General features: G+C 67.6%; 17 protein-coding genes. 9 read left to right on the top strand and 8 right to left on the bottom strand.

All coding sequences use genetic code 11. The features are described 5' to 3' along the window. Nucleotides 1-85 precede the first annotated feature (85 nt). Together F0U60_RS00120 and F0U60_RS00125 are read right to left on the bottom strand one after the other, a co-directional pair. The gene (locus tag F0U60_RS00120) at nucleotides 86-1,387 is read right to left on the bottom strand and encodes an MFS transporter (protein WP_395825906.1); all 1,302 of its coding nucleotides are present in this window, start codon (nucleotides 1,385-1,387) and stop codon (nucleotides 86-88) included. A 315-nt stretch (nucleotides 1,388-1,702) separates the two neighbouring features. Next, nucleotides 1,703-3,280, bottom strand: a complete 1,578-nt coding sequence (locus F0U60_RS00125) for a CapA family protein (protein ID WP_395812621.1) — start codon at nucleotides 3,278-3,280, stop codon at nucleotides 1,703-1,705. 214 nt (nucleotides 3,281-3,494) lie between these two features. On the opposite strand from F0U60_RS00125, the gene F0U60_RS00130 reads away from it, so the two are divergent. The 6 genes from F0U60_RS00130 to F0U60_RS00155 all read left to right on the top strand — a co-directional run bounded on the left by F0U60_RS00130 (nucleotide 3,495) and on the right by F0U60_RS00155 (nucleotide 8,454). Continuing rightward, nucleotides 3,495-3,980 carry an RNA polymerase sigma factor gene (locus tag F0U60_RS00130; RefSeq protein WP_395812623.1) on the top strand — a complete coding sequence of 162 codons (486 nt, stop codon included), beginning with the start codon at nucleotides 3,495-3,497 and terminating at the stop codon, nucleotides 3,978-3,980. Further along, nucleotides 3,977-4,663, top strand: a complete 687-nt coding sequence (locus F0U60_RS00135) for a hypothetical protein (protein ID WP_395812625.1) — start codon at nucleotides 3,977-3,979, stop codon at nucleotides 4,661-4,663. Before F0U60_RS00130 ends, F0U60_RS00135 begins: the two co-directional genes overlap by 4 nt. Next, nucleotides 4,660-6,219, top strand: a complete 1,560-nt coding sequence (locus F0U60_RS00140; RefSeq protein WP_395812627.1) for a caspase domain-containing protein — start codon at nucleotides 4,660-4,662, stop codon at nucleotides 6,217-6,219. The genes F0U60_RS00135 and F0U60_RS00140 overlap by 4 nt, the downstream gene beginning before the upstream one ends. An 89-nt stretch (nucleotides 6,220-6,308) precedes the next feature. Further along, a complete protein-coding gene (locus F0U60_RS00145) occupies nucleotides 6,309-6,881 on the top strand; it encodes a hypothetical protein (protein ID WP_395812629.1) in 573 nt (190 codons plus the stop codon). Nucleotides 6,882-7,030: 149 nt separating this feature from the next. Further along, nucleotides 7,031-7,411: a hypothetical protein gene (locus F0U60_RS00150; RefSeq protein ID WP_395812631.1), complete on the top strand. Its 381-nt coding sequence runs from the start codon at nucleotides 7,031-7,033 to the stop codon at nucleotides 7,409-7,411. Between the two features lie 140 nt (nucleotides 7,412-7,551). Then, complete coding sequence (locus tag F0U60_RS00155) at nucleotides 7,552-8,454, top strand: metallophosphoesterase family protein (RefSeq protein WP_395812633.1); 903 nt, start codon at nucleotides 7,552-7,554, stop codon at nucleotides 8,452-8,454. 31 nt (nucleotides 8,455-8,485) lie between these two features. Here F0U60_RS00155 and F0U60_RS00160 read toward each other — a convergent pair whose 3' ends face one another. Then, nucleotides 8,486-8,875, bottom strand: coding sequence for a hypothetical protein (locus F0U60_RS00160; RefSeq protein ID WP_395812635.1), 390 nt, complete (start codon nucleotides 8,873-8,875; stop codon nucleotides 8,486-8,488). A gap of 104 nt (nucleotides 8,876-8,979) precedes the next feature. On the opposite strand from F0U60_RS00160, the gene F0U60_RS00165 reads away from it, so the two are divergent. The 3 genes from F0U60_RS00165 to F0U60_RS00175 all read left to right on the top strand — a co-directional run bounded on the left by F0U60_RS00165 (nucleotide 8,980) and on the right by F0U60_RS00175 (nucleotide 11,542). Then, the gene (locus tag F0U60_RS00165; RefSeq protein ID WP_395812637.1) at nucleotides 8,980-9,531 is read left to right on the top strand and encodes a hypothetical protein; all 552 of its coding nucleotides are present in this window, start codon (nucleotides 8,980-8,982) and stop codon (nucleotides 9,529-9,531) included. Between the two features lie 109 nt (nucleotides 9,532-9,640). Further along, nucleotides 9,641-10,135 carry a hypothetical protein gene (locus F0U60_RS00170; RefSeq protein WP_395812639.1) on the top strand — a complete coding sequence of 165 codons (495 nt, stop codon included), beginning with the start codon at nucleotides 9,641-9,643 and terminating at the stop codon, nucleotides 10,133-10,135. Nucleotides 10,136-10,291: 156 nt separating this feature from the next. Next, a complete protein-coding gene (locus F0U60_RS00175; RefSeq protein WP_395812641.1) occupies nucleotides 10,292-11,542 on the top strand; it encodes a hypothetical protein in 1,251 nt (416 codons plus the stop codon). Between the two features lie 2 nt (nucleotides 11,543-11,544). Here F0U60_RS00175 and F0U60_RS00180 read toward each other — a convergent pair whose 3' ends face one another. From F0U60_RS00180 to F0U60_RS00200, 5 genes are all read right to left on the bottom strand, one after another. Next, nucleotides 11,545-12,498, bottom strand: coding sequence for a hypothetical protein (locus tag F0U60_RS00180; RefSeq protein ID WP_395812643.1), 954 nt, complete (start codon nucleotides 12,496-12,498; stop codon nucleotides 11,545-11,547). Between the two features lie 96 nt (nucleotides 12,499-12,594). After that, the gene (locus tag F0U60_RS00185) at nucleotides 12,595-13,968 is read right to left on the bottom strand and encodes an MFS transporter (protein ID WP_395812645.1); all 1,374 of its coding nucleotides are present in this window, start codon (nucleotides 13,966-13,968) and stop codon (nucleotides 12,595-12,597) included. A gap of 101 nt (nucleotides 13,969-14,069) precedes the next feature. Then, entirely contained in the window at nucleotides 14,070-14,858 is a 789-nt protein-coding gene (locus F0U60_RS00190) for a hypothetical protein (RefSeq protein ID WP_395812647.1), read from the bottom strand. Then, nucleotides 14,855-15,397 (bottom strand): imm11 family protein, encoded by a 543-nt coding sequence (locus tag F0U60_RS00195; protein WP_395812649.1) that lies wholly within the window; start codon nucleotides 15,395-15,397, stop codon nucleotides 14,855-14,857. Before F0U60_RS00195 ends, F0U60_RS00190 begins: the two co-directional genes overlap by 4 nt. A 59-nt stretch (nucleotides 15,398-15,456) precedes the next feature. Beyond that, nucleotides 15,457-16,401 (bottom strand): AHH domain-containing protein, encoded by a 945-nt coding sequence (locus F0U60_RS00200; protein ID WP_395812651.1) that lies wholly within the window; start codon nucleotides 16,399-16,401, stop codon nucleotides 15,457-15,459. Nucleotides 16,402-16,423: the final 22 nt, after the last annotated feature.

A 16,423-nucleotide genomic window follows, 5' to 3' on the forward strand; every position in this document is an offset into this window, starting at 1 on the left:
CCCTCTCCCTCTGGGAGAGGGTCGGGGTGAGGGTACCCGCCCCCGTGTTCCACCCCGAGAGGGGAAGCGAGCCGGGGAGCGGAGGTCAGAAGTCCCCAGAGCCCTCGATATGAACAGAGGGGCTCTGGCGCCCAGGGTGGAAGAAGGCGCTGGGAGCCTCGGTGGCCTCGAAGGCGCGCGGGCGCAGCAGGCGCAGCGTGAGCACCAGGGCAAGAAAGAACACAGCGCACGAGGCGGTGACGAAGCGCACCCCAATCCGGTCGGCAAGGGTGCCCTGGAACCACACGCCCACGGCGTACCCGACGCCGAGCATCATGCTGTACAGGCTGCTGATGCGGGCCTGGAGCTCGCGGGGGACGCGCAGCTGGGTGCAGGTATTCAGGCCGGTGAGCGAGGCCATGTAGAGCGCGCCGAGGCCGACGATGGCGAGCGCGGCCAGGTGCAGGGTGGGGGCGAGCCAGTACAGCGCCGCCACGGGGCCGATGAGCAGCAGGCTCCACTCCATCACACGCCGACGGCCGAGCCGCTCCACGACAGGGCCGAGCATCACCGCGGCGCACACCGCGCCCACGCCCTGAGCGGCGACGAGCAGCGAGGTGGCGGCGGCGCCCTGGTTGAAGACGCGGATGGCGAACACCGGCACCAGGCCGATGAAGGGGGCCACGAGCGCGGACACGGCGAACGTGCCCACCATGACGAGGAAGATGCCCGCGTCATCGCGAGCCACGCGAGCGCCGCGGACGATGCCAGGCCACAGCTCCTCGGGGCGCTGCGTGCTGACGCGACCCTGGGGCTGAACGCGCCAGAGGGCGACGAGCACGGCGAGGAAGGACAGGGTGTTGACGAGCAGCGCCCAGGCGGGGCCCCCGGTGGCGAGCACCACGGCGGCGAGCGACGGGCCGATGATGCGACCCAGGTTGTACTGCGCCGAGTTGAGGCTGACGGCGCTGTGCAGGTCCTCGGGGGGGACGACCTGGGAGATGAGGGCGGAGAAGGCGGGGTTGACGAGGGTGTTGGTGCAGCCGTTGAGGAAGGAGATGACGGCGACGGCGGGCACGGAGAGGGTGCCGGTGAAGGCGAGCACGGTGAGGATGCCGGCCAGCAGCGCCTGCACGAGGGTGCCCACGGCGAGGTAGGCGCGGCGGTCGAAGCGGTCCGCGAGCGCGCCGCCCACGGGGGAGAGCACCACGGCGGGCAGGTAGGTAAGGGCGGCGATGCTGCCGGTGGCCTCGGCGCGGCCCGTCACGGTGGTGACGAAGACGCCCAGCGCGAGCGTCTCCATCCACGTGCCGATGTTGGAGACGAGCGCTCCAGACCAGACATGAACGAAGTCCCGATGCCCGAAAGCCCGGAGCGAAGAGAAGCGAGACAAATGGAGGGCGCGCACGGCCATTCCCTTGTAACGCACCCGGGTGACGCGCGCTCGGTGGGCACCCGCCCACACGTCCCTCAGTGCATGTCCGTCAACTCGCCCGACGAGCACCTGGCCATCAATTCAATGCCGACGGACTCCTATGAATACAAACAAGCCACGAACCACACGGAGTGTCTGAGTGGCTCGGCCCAAGGGAAGAAGACGCGGAAGTCTGACGCACCATGACAAGCGCCAGAAAAACGAAAGCGCCCGGGGAAACCCAGGGCGCCCAAGAACTCCCTCTCCCTCTGGGAGAGGGTCGGGGTGAGGGTATCCGTCCCGCGCGTCCTACTGCGCGCCCGTGGCCACGGCCTTGCGAGGCGAGAGGGTGCCATCGGCGCCGACGAGGGCACCCGTCTCGGGGAAGTCCTCGCTGGTAAGGCGGCGCACGAGGGGGATGACCTCGGCGGAGGAGTCAGGCTGGGGGATGCCGCGGCCCTCCTGGCGGGTGGGGAGGATGCGGCCGGAGCGGAAGCGGCCCTGGGAGTCGAGCTCCACGTCGACAATCAAGCCGAGCCCCTGAGGGCCCTTGAGGTTGAAGGAGCCGTAGGTGGCGAAGTTACCCATGGAGTAGACGATGAGGCGGTCCTTGTAGAACTCCATGGCGCGCACGACGTGGGGGCCGTGGCCGAGCACGAGGTCCGCGCCGGCGTCGATGACGGCGTGGGTGAAGACGCGGAGGTTGCCGCGGTTCTCGCCGAAGAACATCTCGGGGCCCTTGGGGATGTTGAGGGCCTTGGCGCCCTCGGCACCGCCGTGGAAGGAGACAAGGACGAGGTCGTGGTTCTGCTTCACCGTGCGCACGAAGGCAGCGGCGCTCGGGACGTCGTTGACGTAGTTGCAGTTGGCCGAGGTGTGGAAGGCGACCATGCCGATGCGCAGACCATTGCGCTCGACGGTGGCGACGGTGCCAGCGGGGCCGCTCCAGGCGATGCCGAGCGCGTCGAGGGTGGCCTCGGTCTCGCGGCGGCACAGCTCGCCGAAGTCACCGGAGTGGTTGTTGGCGGTGGAGGCCAGGTCAACGCCGGCATCCTGGAGGTACTTGCCGTAGCGGGTGGGAGAGCGGAAGGCGTAGCAGTTGCCCCCCTTGCGGCACTTCTTGGTCTCGCCGTTGTCGCAGAGAGGGCCCTCGAGGTTGACGAAGGTGAGGTCCGCGTCGCGCAGCAGGGGAGCGACGGCGGCGAGGCTGGCGACACCGTCATCGGGAGGCAGGAGGCCCTCGGGGAAGTCGGTGCCGAGCATCACGTCACCGACGGCGCGGATGCGCACGCGGGCGTCCGAGGGAGGAGCGGGGCGGGAAGTCGCCGGCTCACGGGTGGAGAGCTTCTTCTGGAGGGAGGACTGACCGCGGGCCTGGGTGAGGGCGTCCTCGAGGTCCGGGTAGTTGGGATCGAGCTTCTGCACCTGGGTCCACTCGGTGAGCGCGTCGGACCAGCGGTTGACGAGCGAGTAGGCCCAGCCGAGCTCCCAGTGGCAGTCGATGCGAGAGGGAGCGGCGCGGGTGCACGCGGAGAAGGCAGCGATGGCCGCGTTGGCGTCCTTCGCCTTGAGGGCCTCGACGCCGCGGGCATAGAGGGTCGCGGCATCCTCGGTGGGCGCCTGGCCCTCAGGGGGCTGGGGGGCTTCGGCCGGAGCCACAGGAGCAGCGGCCTCAGCGGGAGCGGAGGGAGCGGCTGGAGCCTCGGGCGCCGCCGGAGCCGGGGGGGCAGCGGGTGCCGCGGGTGCAGAGGCGGTGGTGTCGCCGGCCTCGGTGGAGGAGGAGCGGGAGGCGGTCTCGGACTCGGAGGAGACGGGGCCGCGAGCGGTCGCGCAGCCTCCGAGAGCGGAGAGCGCGAGCACGGAGAGGAGAAGAGAGCGGGAGCGCATGAGGGCGCGCATCTTAAGGGGAGCGGGGCGGTGAGCAGGAGGAATGCGTGGGCGAGCGTCTGGCGCTCGACGGCGGAGCAGCCGGGCGAGCGTGCTTCGAACACGCGTCCCGGTGAAGAAGCACTCCCAGTCGATTTCGTGGCCGGTTTTTCCCGCCGGGGTCGTCCTCCCGCTACGCACGGATGTAGCAGGGCGGAGAGACCCCTCGGTGGACATGGACGTACAGACAGCCTACGCGACGTACTTTCCCATCATCCGGGAGAAGTGTCGTCGCATGCTGCGCGACCCGGACGAGGCCCAGGACGTCGCGCAGGAGACCTTCATCCGCCTGTGGCAGAGCCGGCTGAGGGTGGAGGATCCGCGCCAGGTGACGGCGTGGGTGTACCGCACGAGCACGCACCTGGCGATCGATCGGCTCCGGCGCCGGCAGTCGGGGGCGGCCCCGGAGCGCCCAGAGGTGATGCCAGAGGTGGCGCAGGTCGGCTCGCTTGAGAGCAGCGTCCAGGCGCGTCAGGAGCTGGAGCGCTTCGCCCGCCACCTGCCCGCGGACGAGCTGGAGATCGTCCTCCTGAGCCGCGTGGACGGACTGACTCAGCTTGAGATCGCCGAGGTGGCGCAGGTGTCCGAGCGGACCGTGAGGCGACTCCTCACACGTTTCGACGAGCGCGTGGAGCAACTGCGCAAGAGAGGGCTGGCATGAACCCGGAGACCGGGCACCCGTCTTATCTGGAGTTGGACCGTGCGGTGCTGGGGCTCGACTCGCCCGGGCTGCGCGAGCACCTGGCCTGCTGCGAGCGCTGCCGCGCCCACGTAGAGCGGGCACGACTGGCACCACCCATGCCCACGTGGGTCCGAGAGCTGCGGGCCCCTCCACCGGCTCGACCCTGGTGGGCACCCCAACCGTGGCTGCTGGTACCGGCGTTCGCGGTGGCGGCGGCGTTCGTGGGCCTGCTCCTGGTGTTCCCGAACACTCCGCCGCCCACGGAGAACCCCTACATCGGGGTGAAGGGCGCGCCGGTCATCACCGTGTACATCAAGCACGGGGAGCAGGTGGAGCCGTGGGACGGGCGGAGTCCCATCCTGCCGGGGGATCGGCTGCGGCTGCACGTGTCGGCGGCTGGCTACCGTCACATCCTGGTGGGCACGCGAGCGGAGGACTCGCGCTGGGTCCCTCTCTATGACGCGCCCCTGGAGAGCACGGACCTGCTGCTGCCCACGAGCTGGCGCGTGGATGCATCCGGAGGGGAGCGTGAGGAGCTGCTGATCATCTTCAGCCAGGCCGCGGTGGCCGAGGAGGAGCTGGACGAGCTGGCGGCCCGAGAGCCCCAGGACGACGCCCTTTGGACGACGCGGCTGGTACTTCCCAAGGAGGCTGTCCCATGAGGGGTGTGCGGTGGTGGCACGGAATGCTGGCGGCGATGGCCCTGCTGCTGGCGGGGCGGAGCCAGGCGGCGGAGGAGCGGCGTCCGAAGCGGGTGGCGGTGGTGGTGGGCTCCAACGCTCCGGCGGTGGGGCGCTCCGGGCTGCGCTATGCGCACGACGACGCGCGGAACCTGGCGGACGTGCTCGTGCAGGTAGGCGAGTTCGCACCCAAGGACGTGCGCGTGCTGCTGGACCCCAAGCCCGAGGAGCTGCTGTCCGTGATGGATGCCCAGCTGGGCGCGCTGCGAGGCCAGCCGGGCGAGACGCTGCTGCTCTTCTATTACTCGGGGCACGCCGACCAGAAGGCGCTCTATCCGGGTGGCCACGCCCTGCCCCTGGAGGAGCTGCGCCGGCGCATCGACACCCCCGACGCCACGGTACGGTTGGGCATCATCGACGCATGTCGCGGTGGCGGCTGGACGCGCGCCAAGGGCTTGCAACCCGAGGCGCCCTTCGAGGTGAACATCCCGCTCACGCTCCAGAGCGAGGGCTCGGTGTTCATCGCGTCCAGCTCCGGCCTGGAGAACGCGCACGAGACGAGCATCCTCCAGGGCTCCTTCTTCACCCACCACCTGGTGGCGGGGCTGCGCGGCGCGGCGGACCAGGGGAGCGACGGCGAGGTGTCCGTGGTGGAGGCCTTCACCTACGCGCGCCAGCTCACGCTGCGTGACACCGCGCTGCTGGGCGAGGGACTGCAGCACCCCAGCTTCGACATGAACCTGCGCGGCCGAGCGGATCTCCCGCTGGCCCGGGTGAAGACGAGCGCGAGCTGGGTGGAGCTCAAGCAGACCACGGGCCCGCTCTCCGTCATCCTCGCGTCCTCGGGCACGCGCGTGCTCGAGGTGCCCGCGGGCAAGCGCTCCCTGTACGTGGCGCTGCCCCCGGGCAAGTACCTGCTGGTGCGCAAGGAGTCCGGTCGCACCTTCTCCCGCGAGTTCACGCTGGAGGCCGGCCAGCGCGAGGTGTTGGATGAAGCCTCGCTCGAGCCGCTGCAGACCGCGCGGTTGCAGCGCAAGGGCCTGGAGGAGGAAGAGCCGTCACGCCCGCGCAACACATTGACGTTCCTTCCGGTGCTCATCGCCACGCATTCCATCTATGGGCTGGAATACGAGCGGGTGCTCCTGCCGCAGCTGTCTGTATTCGCCTCGCCGCGCATGTCGCTCGTGAAAAATGACATCGACCGCAGGACGTTCGCCGAGCTGATGCTGGGGGGGCGGTACTTTCCCCTTGGCCGTGCTCCGAGCGGCATCTTCGTGATGCCCCGGGTGTCGGTCACCTCGTCGTCGTCGTCCATCGCGCTGGAGATGAGGGAGCAGACCTTCGTGAACAAAGAGCAGACCTTCATGACCAGCGTGGGCATCGGCGTGGGCTACTCCTTGCTGGTGTGGAACTGGCTGGTGCTCTCCGGGGGCATCGCGGAGCGCTATTCCTGGACGTTCAAGAAGGAAAACGGAGTCGATACGAAGAAGGAGGCATTCGACTTCGACCTGCAATTCAATCTGGGGGTGGCCTTCTAATTAAAAACGTGGCCGGTTTTAAAGGGGCGCCGCGTCTTTCCTATCGGAAGGAGCGCAAATCCAAACAACCTTCCACGAGGAGAAGACTCATGAAGATGCACATGATGGCGACCCTGGCGACGACGGCTCTGGTGGGATTCGGTGGTGCGAATGTGGCGTTCAACGGCTCGGTGGACGGACATACGTTGAACGTGCGCGATGCCGCCGTGGTGAGGGTGGGAGATGAGACGGGCTCGACCCTCATGGTTGTGATGAGCGACCAGGAGGGGGTGTGCGAGCGGCTGCGGCAGCAACAGCAGGCGAGCAGCTCGACGGAGCTGTCCTTCGCGCTCTTCAAGGTGGGCCCGGAGCTGGAGCCTCTGGGCGCGCCGACGGGCGTCTACTCCGTGCGGAGCCTCCGGGACATGGAGCTCGAGCCCGGCGCGCTGCTGTCGCAGGCGTACTTCCACAAGCGGGACGCGAGCTGCAACGAGCAGGTGGAGGATGAGCGGGCCCTGGGCTACTCGGGCCACATCGCCTTCCAGGAGCCCGATGCCAACGGCCTCGCGCACCTGCGCTACGACATCTCCTTCGGCGCTCAGAACGACCGTGTGACGGGTGAGCTCTCGGCGCGGCTGTGTGATTTCACGCTTTCTCCTCCGGTGGACTACACCTGCAAGTAAGGCCGTGCCGCCACCTCCGGCCGCATTTCTCTCCAACCTGTCCGACTGTCGGACAAGTCGCCGAGAAACGCGCCCGGAGGGGGGGCTCCTGCTCTTGGAATTCGTTTGGCCTAAAGTAGGGGTCTTCTCCCACTCGGATGAGGACCCTCATGCGCCACCTCTCCCGCATCGCGCTGCTCGCCGCCGGTACCGTGCTCTCCGCCTGCGGCTACTTCAACCAGACCGACTGCACGCTCGAGGCCCGCGCCTCGGTGCAGGTGCGGGTGGTGGATCCGCAGGGCAACCCGCAACAGGATGCACGCGTCACCTTCACGCGGGATGACGGTCCCGAGCAGCAGGCCCTGTGCAATGGCAGCGAGCAGCGACAGGGCAACTGCGACACCTGGGTGACCGGGTACGAGCAGCCGGGCGAGTACGTCATCACGGCCACGAGCGCCGACGGCCAGCACACCGCGAGGCAATCCGTCTCGGTGAGCGATGGCAAGTGCCATGTCCACTCCCAGAGCGTGACACTCACCCTGCCAGACTGAGCCACCGCCGCCGTCATCGCTCCCATCAGCACGAGCACGGGCAGCGACGCTCCAGGCCGTGAACGACCCTCTGAGCCCAGGAGTACGTTCGCTCCGTCTCGTCTTTCTGCTCGAACCACCCTGAGATGGAGTGAAGCCCCATGAACCTCACGCACCTCCTGCGCCGCGCGGGGAACGCGACCCTGCTGCTGTCACTCGGTGCCTGCCAGACCCCAGGAGCCTCCTCGGGAACCGCCCCAGGAACGGGCCCGCGGGTGACGACACCGGAGGTCGTCGTGGGAGCGGGGGACATCGCGAGCTGTGACTCGGACCGGGACGAGGCCACGGCGGCGATGCTGGACGGCATCGCGGGCACGGTCGTCACGTTTGGCGACAACGCCTACCCGGACGGCACCGCGGAGGACTTCGAGCGCTGCTACGCCCCGTCCTGGGGAAGGCACAAGCACCGCACGCGCCCCACGCCGGGCAACCACGAGTACCACTCGGCCAAGGCGGGCCCGTACTTCGATTACTTCGGAGAGGCCGCCGGCGAGAAGGGCAAGGGCTACTACAGCTACAACCTGGGGGCCTGGCACGTGGTGGCACTCAACAGCGAGCTGCCGGAGGAAGGACTGCGGGAGCAGGAGCGGTGGCTGCGCGAGGACCTGAAGGCGCACCCAGCGCGCTGCACGCTGGCCTACATGCACCGGCCGCTCTTCAGCTCGGGGCTGGGCCGCGACAACTCGGTGGTGAAGGGCGCCTGGGAGGCCCTGTACGAAGCGGGAGCGGACGTGGTGCTGGCGGGCCACGACCATTTCTACGAGCGCTTCGCCCCCCAGACGCCCGAGGGCGTGGCGGATGCGGAGCGCGGCCTGCGGGAGTTCGTGGTGGGGACGGGAGGCAAGGACCCCTACGTCTTCGGCCCCATCCTCGCGAACAGCGAGGTGCGCTTCGCCGACACCTTCGGGCTGATGAAGCTGACGCTGGAGGACGGCGCCTACACGTGGGAGTTCATCCAGGTGGGAGGCAGCGTGCTCGACCAGGGCCGGGGCACCTGCCACTGAGCCCGACCCGACCCCGGCGCGACCTACGTGCTCAATCCGGGATGAGGACCGGAATCACCGTCGCATGGAGCCAATCCAGCGCCACGCGCGTCTGGGTTTGTTCAGCGACATAGCTCTCTCCACCGCGCCTCCAGGTGAGCCTGGCATACAGCCGGCCCGGCGGGTTCGCGCCGCGCTGGACCGAGTAGGCCATCCCCGGCGGAGGCAGCAAGAGGGTCGGCGCCGCCGTGGTCAGCATCAACTGCGCCCGGTCCGTGAAGACGTGCACCCGCATCTCGCCGTCGAGCAGCGCCTCGACGCCCAGATACATGTCCCGCGCGCAGCGAACAGCCCGAGTGCCCTCTCCTTCGTCAACCGGGTGGCCCGGGTGCCTCTTGGCCAGCTCGGTGGCGGCCCACTGTAGGAAATCCGTTCGATTCATGGGCCCATCCTCTCACGGAGTGAGAACGTAGTGAGCGCTGTGGCCGCCCGCTTTGTCACGGAGTCCTGTTTTCCAAAGCAGCACTTCCACGCGTGAGGCTCCGCATGACACTGAAGAAAGCGATGATCCCCTCGACCCTCCTCGCCGCCGCGCTCTGCGTGGCCCTGGCGGGAGGCTGCGGCGGAACCCAGCTCCCCCAGGAGGATGACGCTCCGAACCTCCAGGGTGACAACCTGGGTGCGGGTGAATCGACGGGCGGTGGGGGTGGAAGCGAGGGCCGTCCGGGTGACGACTGGTGGGTGACGATCTGCCACATTCCTCCCGGCAATCACTCCCGTGCGCACACCATCACCGTGGGGCAGCCGGCGGTGAAGGCGCACCTGAAGCATGGAGACAAGCTCGGCCCCTGTGAGGGAAGCGACGCGGGAACGCCTCCGGACCACGATGGCGGCACGGCGGAGCCCGACGCGGGCGATCCGGGTCCGCAGCCGGATGCTGGGACGGATCCGGATCCGCAGCCGGATGCGGGCACCGACCCGGGAGACCAGGACGGCGGGGGCGCGTGCATGCCCTCCGGCTACGAGTGCAGCGAGGAGCTGCCGTGCTGCAACGGGCTCCAGTGCTCCGAGGGCGTCTGCACCCTCATCCTCGGGTAGAGGCCGTTGAGGTGACCGGCGCGCGGGCCTTTTCGGGTCCGCGCGTCAGTGTCGGGTAACAGTTTCGCGCACCCGTGGTGTTGAAGCAGGACACTCTGGGAGCGAAACCATGAACGCACGACACACCCCGAAGTCCTCCGTCCTCCGCAACCTCGGCGCGCTGTTTGCTTTGTCCCTGGCGACGGCCTGCCAACTCGGCTCCGATCCCGAGTTCGCGCAGCTCTCGCTGAAAATGGAGCGCGGGGCGAACTCGGCTCTCTTCTCCTGGGAGGGAGGCAAGATCCACCGCTTCGCGGTCATCGAGTGCACGGAGCCTCCGTCTGATCTGGATAATGCGGCCTGCGGGTGCTCCGGCCAGCTCGTGTGGGGACTGGGCGCCGCCGATTCCGAGCCGCTCCACGAGGTGGCCCTCGCGCAGCCCTTCATCGAGTCACCCGTCGAATACGGCGTGACGCCAGCGAGCGACCGCAAGGGCTATGACGCGCGGCCCCTCGTCACGGGCAAGACGTACATCGCGAGAGCCGAGCAGGTCGGCCCCTGCGCCGAGGACCCCGAGAACTGCCATCAGGTGAAGGCGTACGGCTGCCAGAGCTTCGTCTGGTGACGAGCGCGCCGGCAGCACCCGTGGCCCCCGCTGACGTCGAGGGCCACCGTGTTGTCCGTTGAACGTCCTGATGGAGGCTCCCGGCCCGGGTGGCTTGGAGCGCTCCTCGCGATGAATACCGTCGGTGCCCCCCTGAATCCCATTGGGAGCACCCCCATGACCGAAGGTTCCTCGTGCGATCCACACCGCGGGTACGTGCTCGCCTCGCTTCTGCTGAGCACCGTGTTGTCCGCCGCACCGGCTCGGGCCGATGAAAGCGCCACACCGCTGGAGGACAACCGCCGCATCACCGAGGGCTATATCCAGCTCGCCCACGCGTTCCAGGCGCTGCTCGACCCGGACTTCCAGCCCGGGGGCACGAGCGGTGTGCGCCCCAACTGGTTCGTCTTCGCGCCTCATGCCTCGCACGAGGCCGGCAAGGGAATGCTCGGCGCCGCCATGGCCCGGCACCTCCTCGACGCGGCTCGGGGACGGCCGTCGCTGTCCATCCTGGAGGCGCTCGATCGGTTGGGCCTCACGGGCGTCCTGCGCTTGTCCGTGGAGCAGCTCTCCCTGGAGCTCGTGCTCCACGGCCTGCCCACGGATGCGGCGGCCTCACTCGGCGCGCTCAGCACGGCGATGAACGTGGGGGCGCTCGCGGATCCGCGCACGCTCACCACCACCGCGGCACGCCTGGCGTCGCTCTACTGGAGCGCACCGGCGGTGAGCCCGCTCGACAAGGCGGAGGCGGTGGTGCTCACGCTGGAGCGCACGCTGCACGGGGGCAATGTGGCCATCTTCGCGGACATCGGCGGCGCGGCGAACGCGTACCTGGCGTGGCGCCAGTCGGCCGGAGCGGTGACACCCGGGCGCGTGCTCGCGGAATTCTCCTTGCCTGGCGCGAGGCCCGAGGAGACGCGGCTCGCCTATGACTACGCGCTCTCCCGTGCGCACGACACGCCGAGGCCCCACGCCTTCGACACACTCTTCCCGGGCATGAATGGCAGGAGCCTGGTGGTGGCGGCCTTCGCGCTCTATGAGCGGGCCCGGCTCACTCCAGAGTCCTCGGAGCGAGAAGCCATCATCGCCATGGCCAACAACTACCTGGCGTGGCGCGAGCAGCACGAAGCGGTGCAGACAGCCTTCATGCCGGCCGAGGCGCACGCGGGCGAGGTGTCGCGTCCAGAGGTGATGCGGGCGATGACGCCGATGCTCGTGGTGCACTTCGGCACGCTGGAGTGGACGCTGGCGGATTACGCGTATGCCCATCCAGACCGCGATGGGAATCCCCTCACCGCACCGCCCACGGACTACGGCTGGGCGACGTTCTGGGACAGGTGGCCGCCGATCCTCGACTCGTTCGAGGGAGGCTACCGCGAGCCCACGGCCCTCTGGGTGATGCCGGAGCCCCTCGAGGATCCGCTTTAGGCCTACTTGCGCTTCTTCCCAGGCTTCTTGGCCCCGAGGCAGAGCGGGTTCGGCTTCTTGTCCAGCATGGCGAGTTGGAACGAGCGGCGCCCATTGCAGGACACGCGGTACTCGGGGTTCTCGTCCTTGGGGATGCGGAACATCTTCGCCCTGGCCCCTCGCACCAACTGGTGCTGCCACCACACCTTGGCCCTGTCCTTCCCATACATGCCGGCGCCGCACTCCAGATAGGGCAGGCGGCCCAACACCGAGGTGAACGAGGGCGCATGGACCCCCTCGACGCTCCGCGTACCGAAGAAGACTCGGCCCTCGTAGCGGACGAAGCCACACCCGAGCTCCTCGTACCCCTGCCCATCCCCGCGCGGCACGGCGACGAAGGCGGGGAGCTCGGGGCGGGAGGTGTGATTGAGATAGAGGAAGCGCGCGTCCCGGGGCCGGCAGTCCGCATCAACCTCGAAGGTCCCCGCATCCGCGAGGTCCAAGCGGGTGAGCACGTCGGCTCGCTGGCCATCGCTCTCGCTCACGTGGTCCTCGTCGCTCAAGGACTGCGCCCAATAGACGCTGGTGGCGTAGCGGAAGAAGCCGCACCCGATGGGGTGGAAGGACTCCGGCGCGAAGGGCACGGGTGGACGGTTCTTCAGGGGTCGCTGCAGGAGCAGCGTGCACCCGCGCCGCACCCGGTTCCCATCGGCGTAGAAGCCATGCCCGAGCGGCCGCAGCTGGCCCTCGCCCGTGCCGACCTGCTTGTCACCACAGTGAGTGATCTCCACTTCCGGAGCTGGAGCGGAAACCGGAGCCGCGGCTGGGGCCGCCTGGACCTTGCTGGCACCGTCGGCGGCGGGGGTGTCCGGAGTGCTCGCCTCCTGAGCGCGCGCGGCCGTGCCCGTGACGAGCGTCCCCAACAGGAACGCCAGGGGGGCCCCGAGCCGCTTCCATGAATGCCTCGTACTTCCCATGGCGGCGCATCATGGCGCGTCCGAGGCCCGGGTGCGAAGAAACCCATCATCCAAGAGCCGCCGCCCGGGAGGAAGGAGGGGGAGCGGGCGGGAGGCTCAGGAGGCGGCAGCGCCCGTCTCGGTGACGACGCGACCGGGAGCAAGGGTGGAGAGCACCAAGGCACCGGTTCCGGCAATGGCGGCGATAAGGGCGAAGCGCCAGGAGAACCCCCCGTGCACCAGGTCCACGGCGGCGATGGTGAAGGAGCCCCCGAGCATGCGGCAGGCGTAGATGGTGCTGGTGATCATCCCGCGGTAGTGCCAGGGGGCGCGCGTCTGGGGGCCAATGAGGGACGTGGAGGCCGCCGGCCCGAGCCCCAACCCCAGCAGGCCGAGGCTGGCGAAGGTAGCGACGGTCCCCCAGCCGTGCGCGACGCCGAGGGCGAAGAGCGAGGCACCGAGCAGGGCGATGGTGAAGCCACCGCCGGCACTGGCCCGGAGGCCACCGCGCATGAAGACGCGGACACCGAAGGTGGAACCGCAGGCCCACCCGGCCAGCAGCGGCACCAGGGCGAGCCCCGCCATGAGGGGGGTGTACCCTCCGCGCTCGGTCATCCACAGGGGAACGAAGGCGGTAGAGGAGTAGAGGAGTCCACCGCCGAGCAGGCTGCCGAACAACCCGGCGAGGACGGTGCGATCGCGCAGCAGCTCCAGGGGAACGAGCGGAGAGGGCGAGGTGCGCTGCTGCCGCGCGACGGTGACGAGCCCCACGAAGGCGGCGACGGCGAAGGGCAGGCGCGAGCCGCTGGAGCCCCCGTGCTCGAGGGCGAAGAGGAGCAGGCCGAGCGAGACGCCGGTGAGGGCAGGCCCCCAGACGTCGACGCGGGAGGAGCGACGCTCGGGGTCGCGGTAGGAGGCATGGAGCATCGCGAGCGCGAGCAGGCCGACGGGGACGTTGACGAGGAAGGCCCAGCGCCAGGAGGCGTGCATGACGAGCCATCCACCGATGAGGGGGCCGACGACGTTGGCGGCGCCCCACGCCCCGGTGAAGACCCCCTGGACGGCAGCGCGTTCACGCAGCGTGTAGAGGTCGGCACTGATGGTCATGGTGGTGGGCTGGAGCGCACCGGCGCCGAGCCCCTGGATGACGCGGAAGGCGATGAGGGCGGGGACGGACTGGGCCATGCCGCAGAGCACCGAGCCGAGGAGGAACAGGCCCATGCCGAGGGAGAAGACGGGCTTGCGGCCGAGGTTGTCAGCGAGCTTGCCGAAGAGGAGTACGCCGACGGTGGAGGCGAAGAGGTAGGCGGAGAAGACCCACGAGTAGAGGTGCTGGCCGCCGAGCTCCCGGGTGAGGGTGGGCATGGCGCTGGTGACGACGGTGGTCTCGAAGGCGGCGACCACGAGGCCGAGCATCACGGCGGTGGTGGCCACGCGCCGGGCCAGGCCGGGGCGAGCGGCGGGCTGAACCTCGGAAAGACTCGCATCCATGTCCCCATGAGTAGCGAGCCGGGAGGCATGCGAAAACCGCATCCTGCGCATAGAGTCCATGCGGAGATCGCATGAGCGCAGAACAGCTCCAGCTGCCGGATTCAACTCCGCTGGAGCTCGTCTTCCCGGAAGGGCCTCTCCATGGGAACCCGAGCGAGCGGAGGGCAATATTTGAAATACCCCTCGCGGACGGGAAGGCCTGCCCGTGCCGACAGGCTCAGCAAGGCGAGCCCTTCGAACCAGAGGTACCGGTAGGGAGCCAGCTTCTCCGCTGAAGCCGTCATGGAGAGCACCCGCCTCTCGATTTGCTCCCCGTGGATGGCGTGCAACGCGACGAATGAATCCGCGAGCGAACTCGCATTGAGGGCCGATAGACTCCGCACCCAGGCACACCGGTGCTCATTCTGCTCTCCGCCCAGTTGCTCCAACTTCGCGAGCAGTGCGTCGATGCGCGAGGGCCCATCTGCTCGGGCAAGCACCACCTCCTGAAGGAGGATGGCCCAACACGCATCGTCCTCGTACTCCTCGCCTTGCTGCCAGGTGGTCGTCGACAACGCGGCGACATCGCGTGCCAAGTCCCAGTGACCGGCGAGGACGGCCCCCAGCAGAGGCATGTTCCGACTGGCAGGAGGAGGAAGCCAACCCTGGGAGTGCTGGATCCGCAACAGCCGGCGCCATTGCCAGGCCGCACGGCAGAGCTCCTCATGGAATGCCTGGGGCTCACCCTCGACCAGCAAAAACGCCGCGGCCAACGTGTGCAGGTGCAGGCAGACCGCCTCGAACTGCTTCAACGTCCTATCCCGGCCCCTTCCTGAATCAATGCCTCCAAGAAGGGAGGAGAGGGCGTCGGCCGAGCGCTCTGCCTGGCTGGCCAGGTCGAGCCGAATCATATATCGAACCCATTCCAACCCTCCGCGGGGAAGGCCTTGAGGCCGGTAACGCCAGCTTGAACGAGAGCCTCGTGGAGGGAGGCATGCATGAACAACTCTCTCATGCTGGTCCGAGCTCGAAAGAACAACGCATTCGGAGCAACCCCTTCCTTCTTAACGGCCAACCGCTTGATCCTGGATATCTGACTCTCATCGAAGGGGCTGAGATCGTACTCGGAGCGCTCCATGTCGATGACATCCTGGACATCCAGGGCGTTCACGATGAAGTGGTCATTGGAGGCCACTCGGCCCTTGTGGTCCTGAAGAGTCACCTGCAGGAACTCGCACCGGTCCACCCCCACTAAGGTGAACACCTGCTTCACCTTCCCCGAAACGATGGGAAGACTCATGGTGTTGGTGACGAAGTCGAAGACCCGGATGAAGTCGGGATAATCATTGGAGAAACTCATCACCCCGCCATGGGGAAAGTTGTCTTTCAGGGAAATCGCCTCGTAGAAGTCGGGCTTGCTCGGACTGCCCTTGGGCAGCTTCTCGAGCACCGCTCCCCCATTCACGCCCGTGGTCAGGACCCAATAACTCATGGCAAAAACCCCTCCTGTCATCTCAAGATTGCGAAGCGCCGCGGGATCACATTGCCCTGTCTGTCGGTCGTTGCGTAGCTGAAAGTGCCGCCGTGCTGCTTCACAGCCTCTTCCTGCATATCCTCGAGAGCGGCCGCGACAGAGGCATCGCTGATGGCGAGGACGAAGTCCCAGAACTCGTCCTCGAGCTGATAGAGCCGCTTGAGGATGGCCTTGAATGGGGCGAGGTGCTCCTTCTCCTTCTTAGCCTTGTCGAAGACCTTCTGGAGCTCATCCGAAACCCTCTCCATGCGCGACTTGACCCGAATGGTATAATTGGGATGGCTTGAGTAGTGCGCGATCAACCGGTGGACGGGGACATACCGATCATTAGCGGGAAGCATCATGATGTTGTGCCCGTTGTTGATGTTGTAGAACGAGCGCTCAAGCACCATCATCTGCTCGTCGGTGAACTTGGTATTTTCCTTGGTAAAGGTGGACTCTGGCAGCAGGTGATGCGCCTGCCATGGATATGGACGTCTCTGCCCAACATCAGACAGATAGTAGAAGATTCCCTTCTCCCCAGGGAACTTGCCCTCTGCTTCGGGAAACATGGCCAGTTGTTTCCATTGTACTTCATTGGCCCAGACGTATAGTGGCGGCTTGCTCTCCTTGTAGGATTGTCCATTGAAGACTCCCAAGGACTTGAACAACGAGCGGCCATAATCGTTGTATATTTTCTTCCGAGCGCCCGTTTGGAAGATGAACCTGGGTCCTCGGTACTGATAGTAGTCTCCAATGGCGAGCATCGAGGTAATGGGCTGGGATACATCCATATGGAAGGAATTGGAGTCGGAATGCTCCTTGATGAAGGAGTCAGGGTAGCCCGCCTTCAACTCCGGGAACTTGCTATCCTCCGGAGGCTTGGAATTCTTCCACTTCTTCTTACGCTCCTGTTTGATCTGGCTCTTGAGGCTCGACACGAGCAATTCCTTTCCCGCGGGC

Origin of the sequence: Archangium minus (genome assembly GCF_044360475.1) — a bacterium.
GTDB lineage: Bacteria > Myxococcota > Myxococcia > Myxococcales > Myxococcaceae > Archangium > Archangium minus.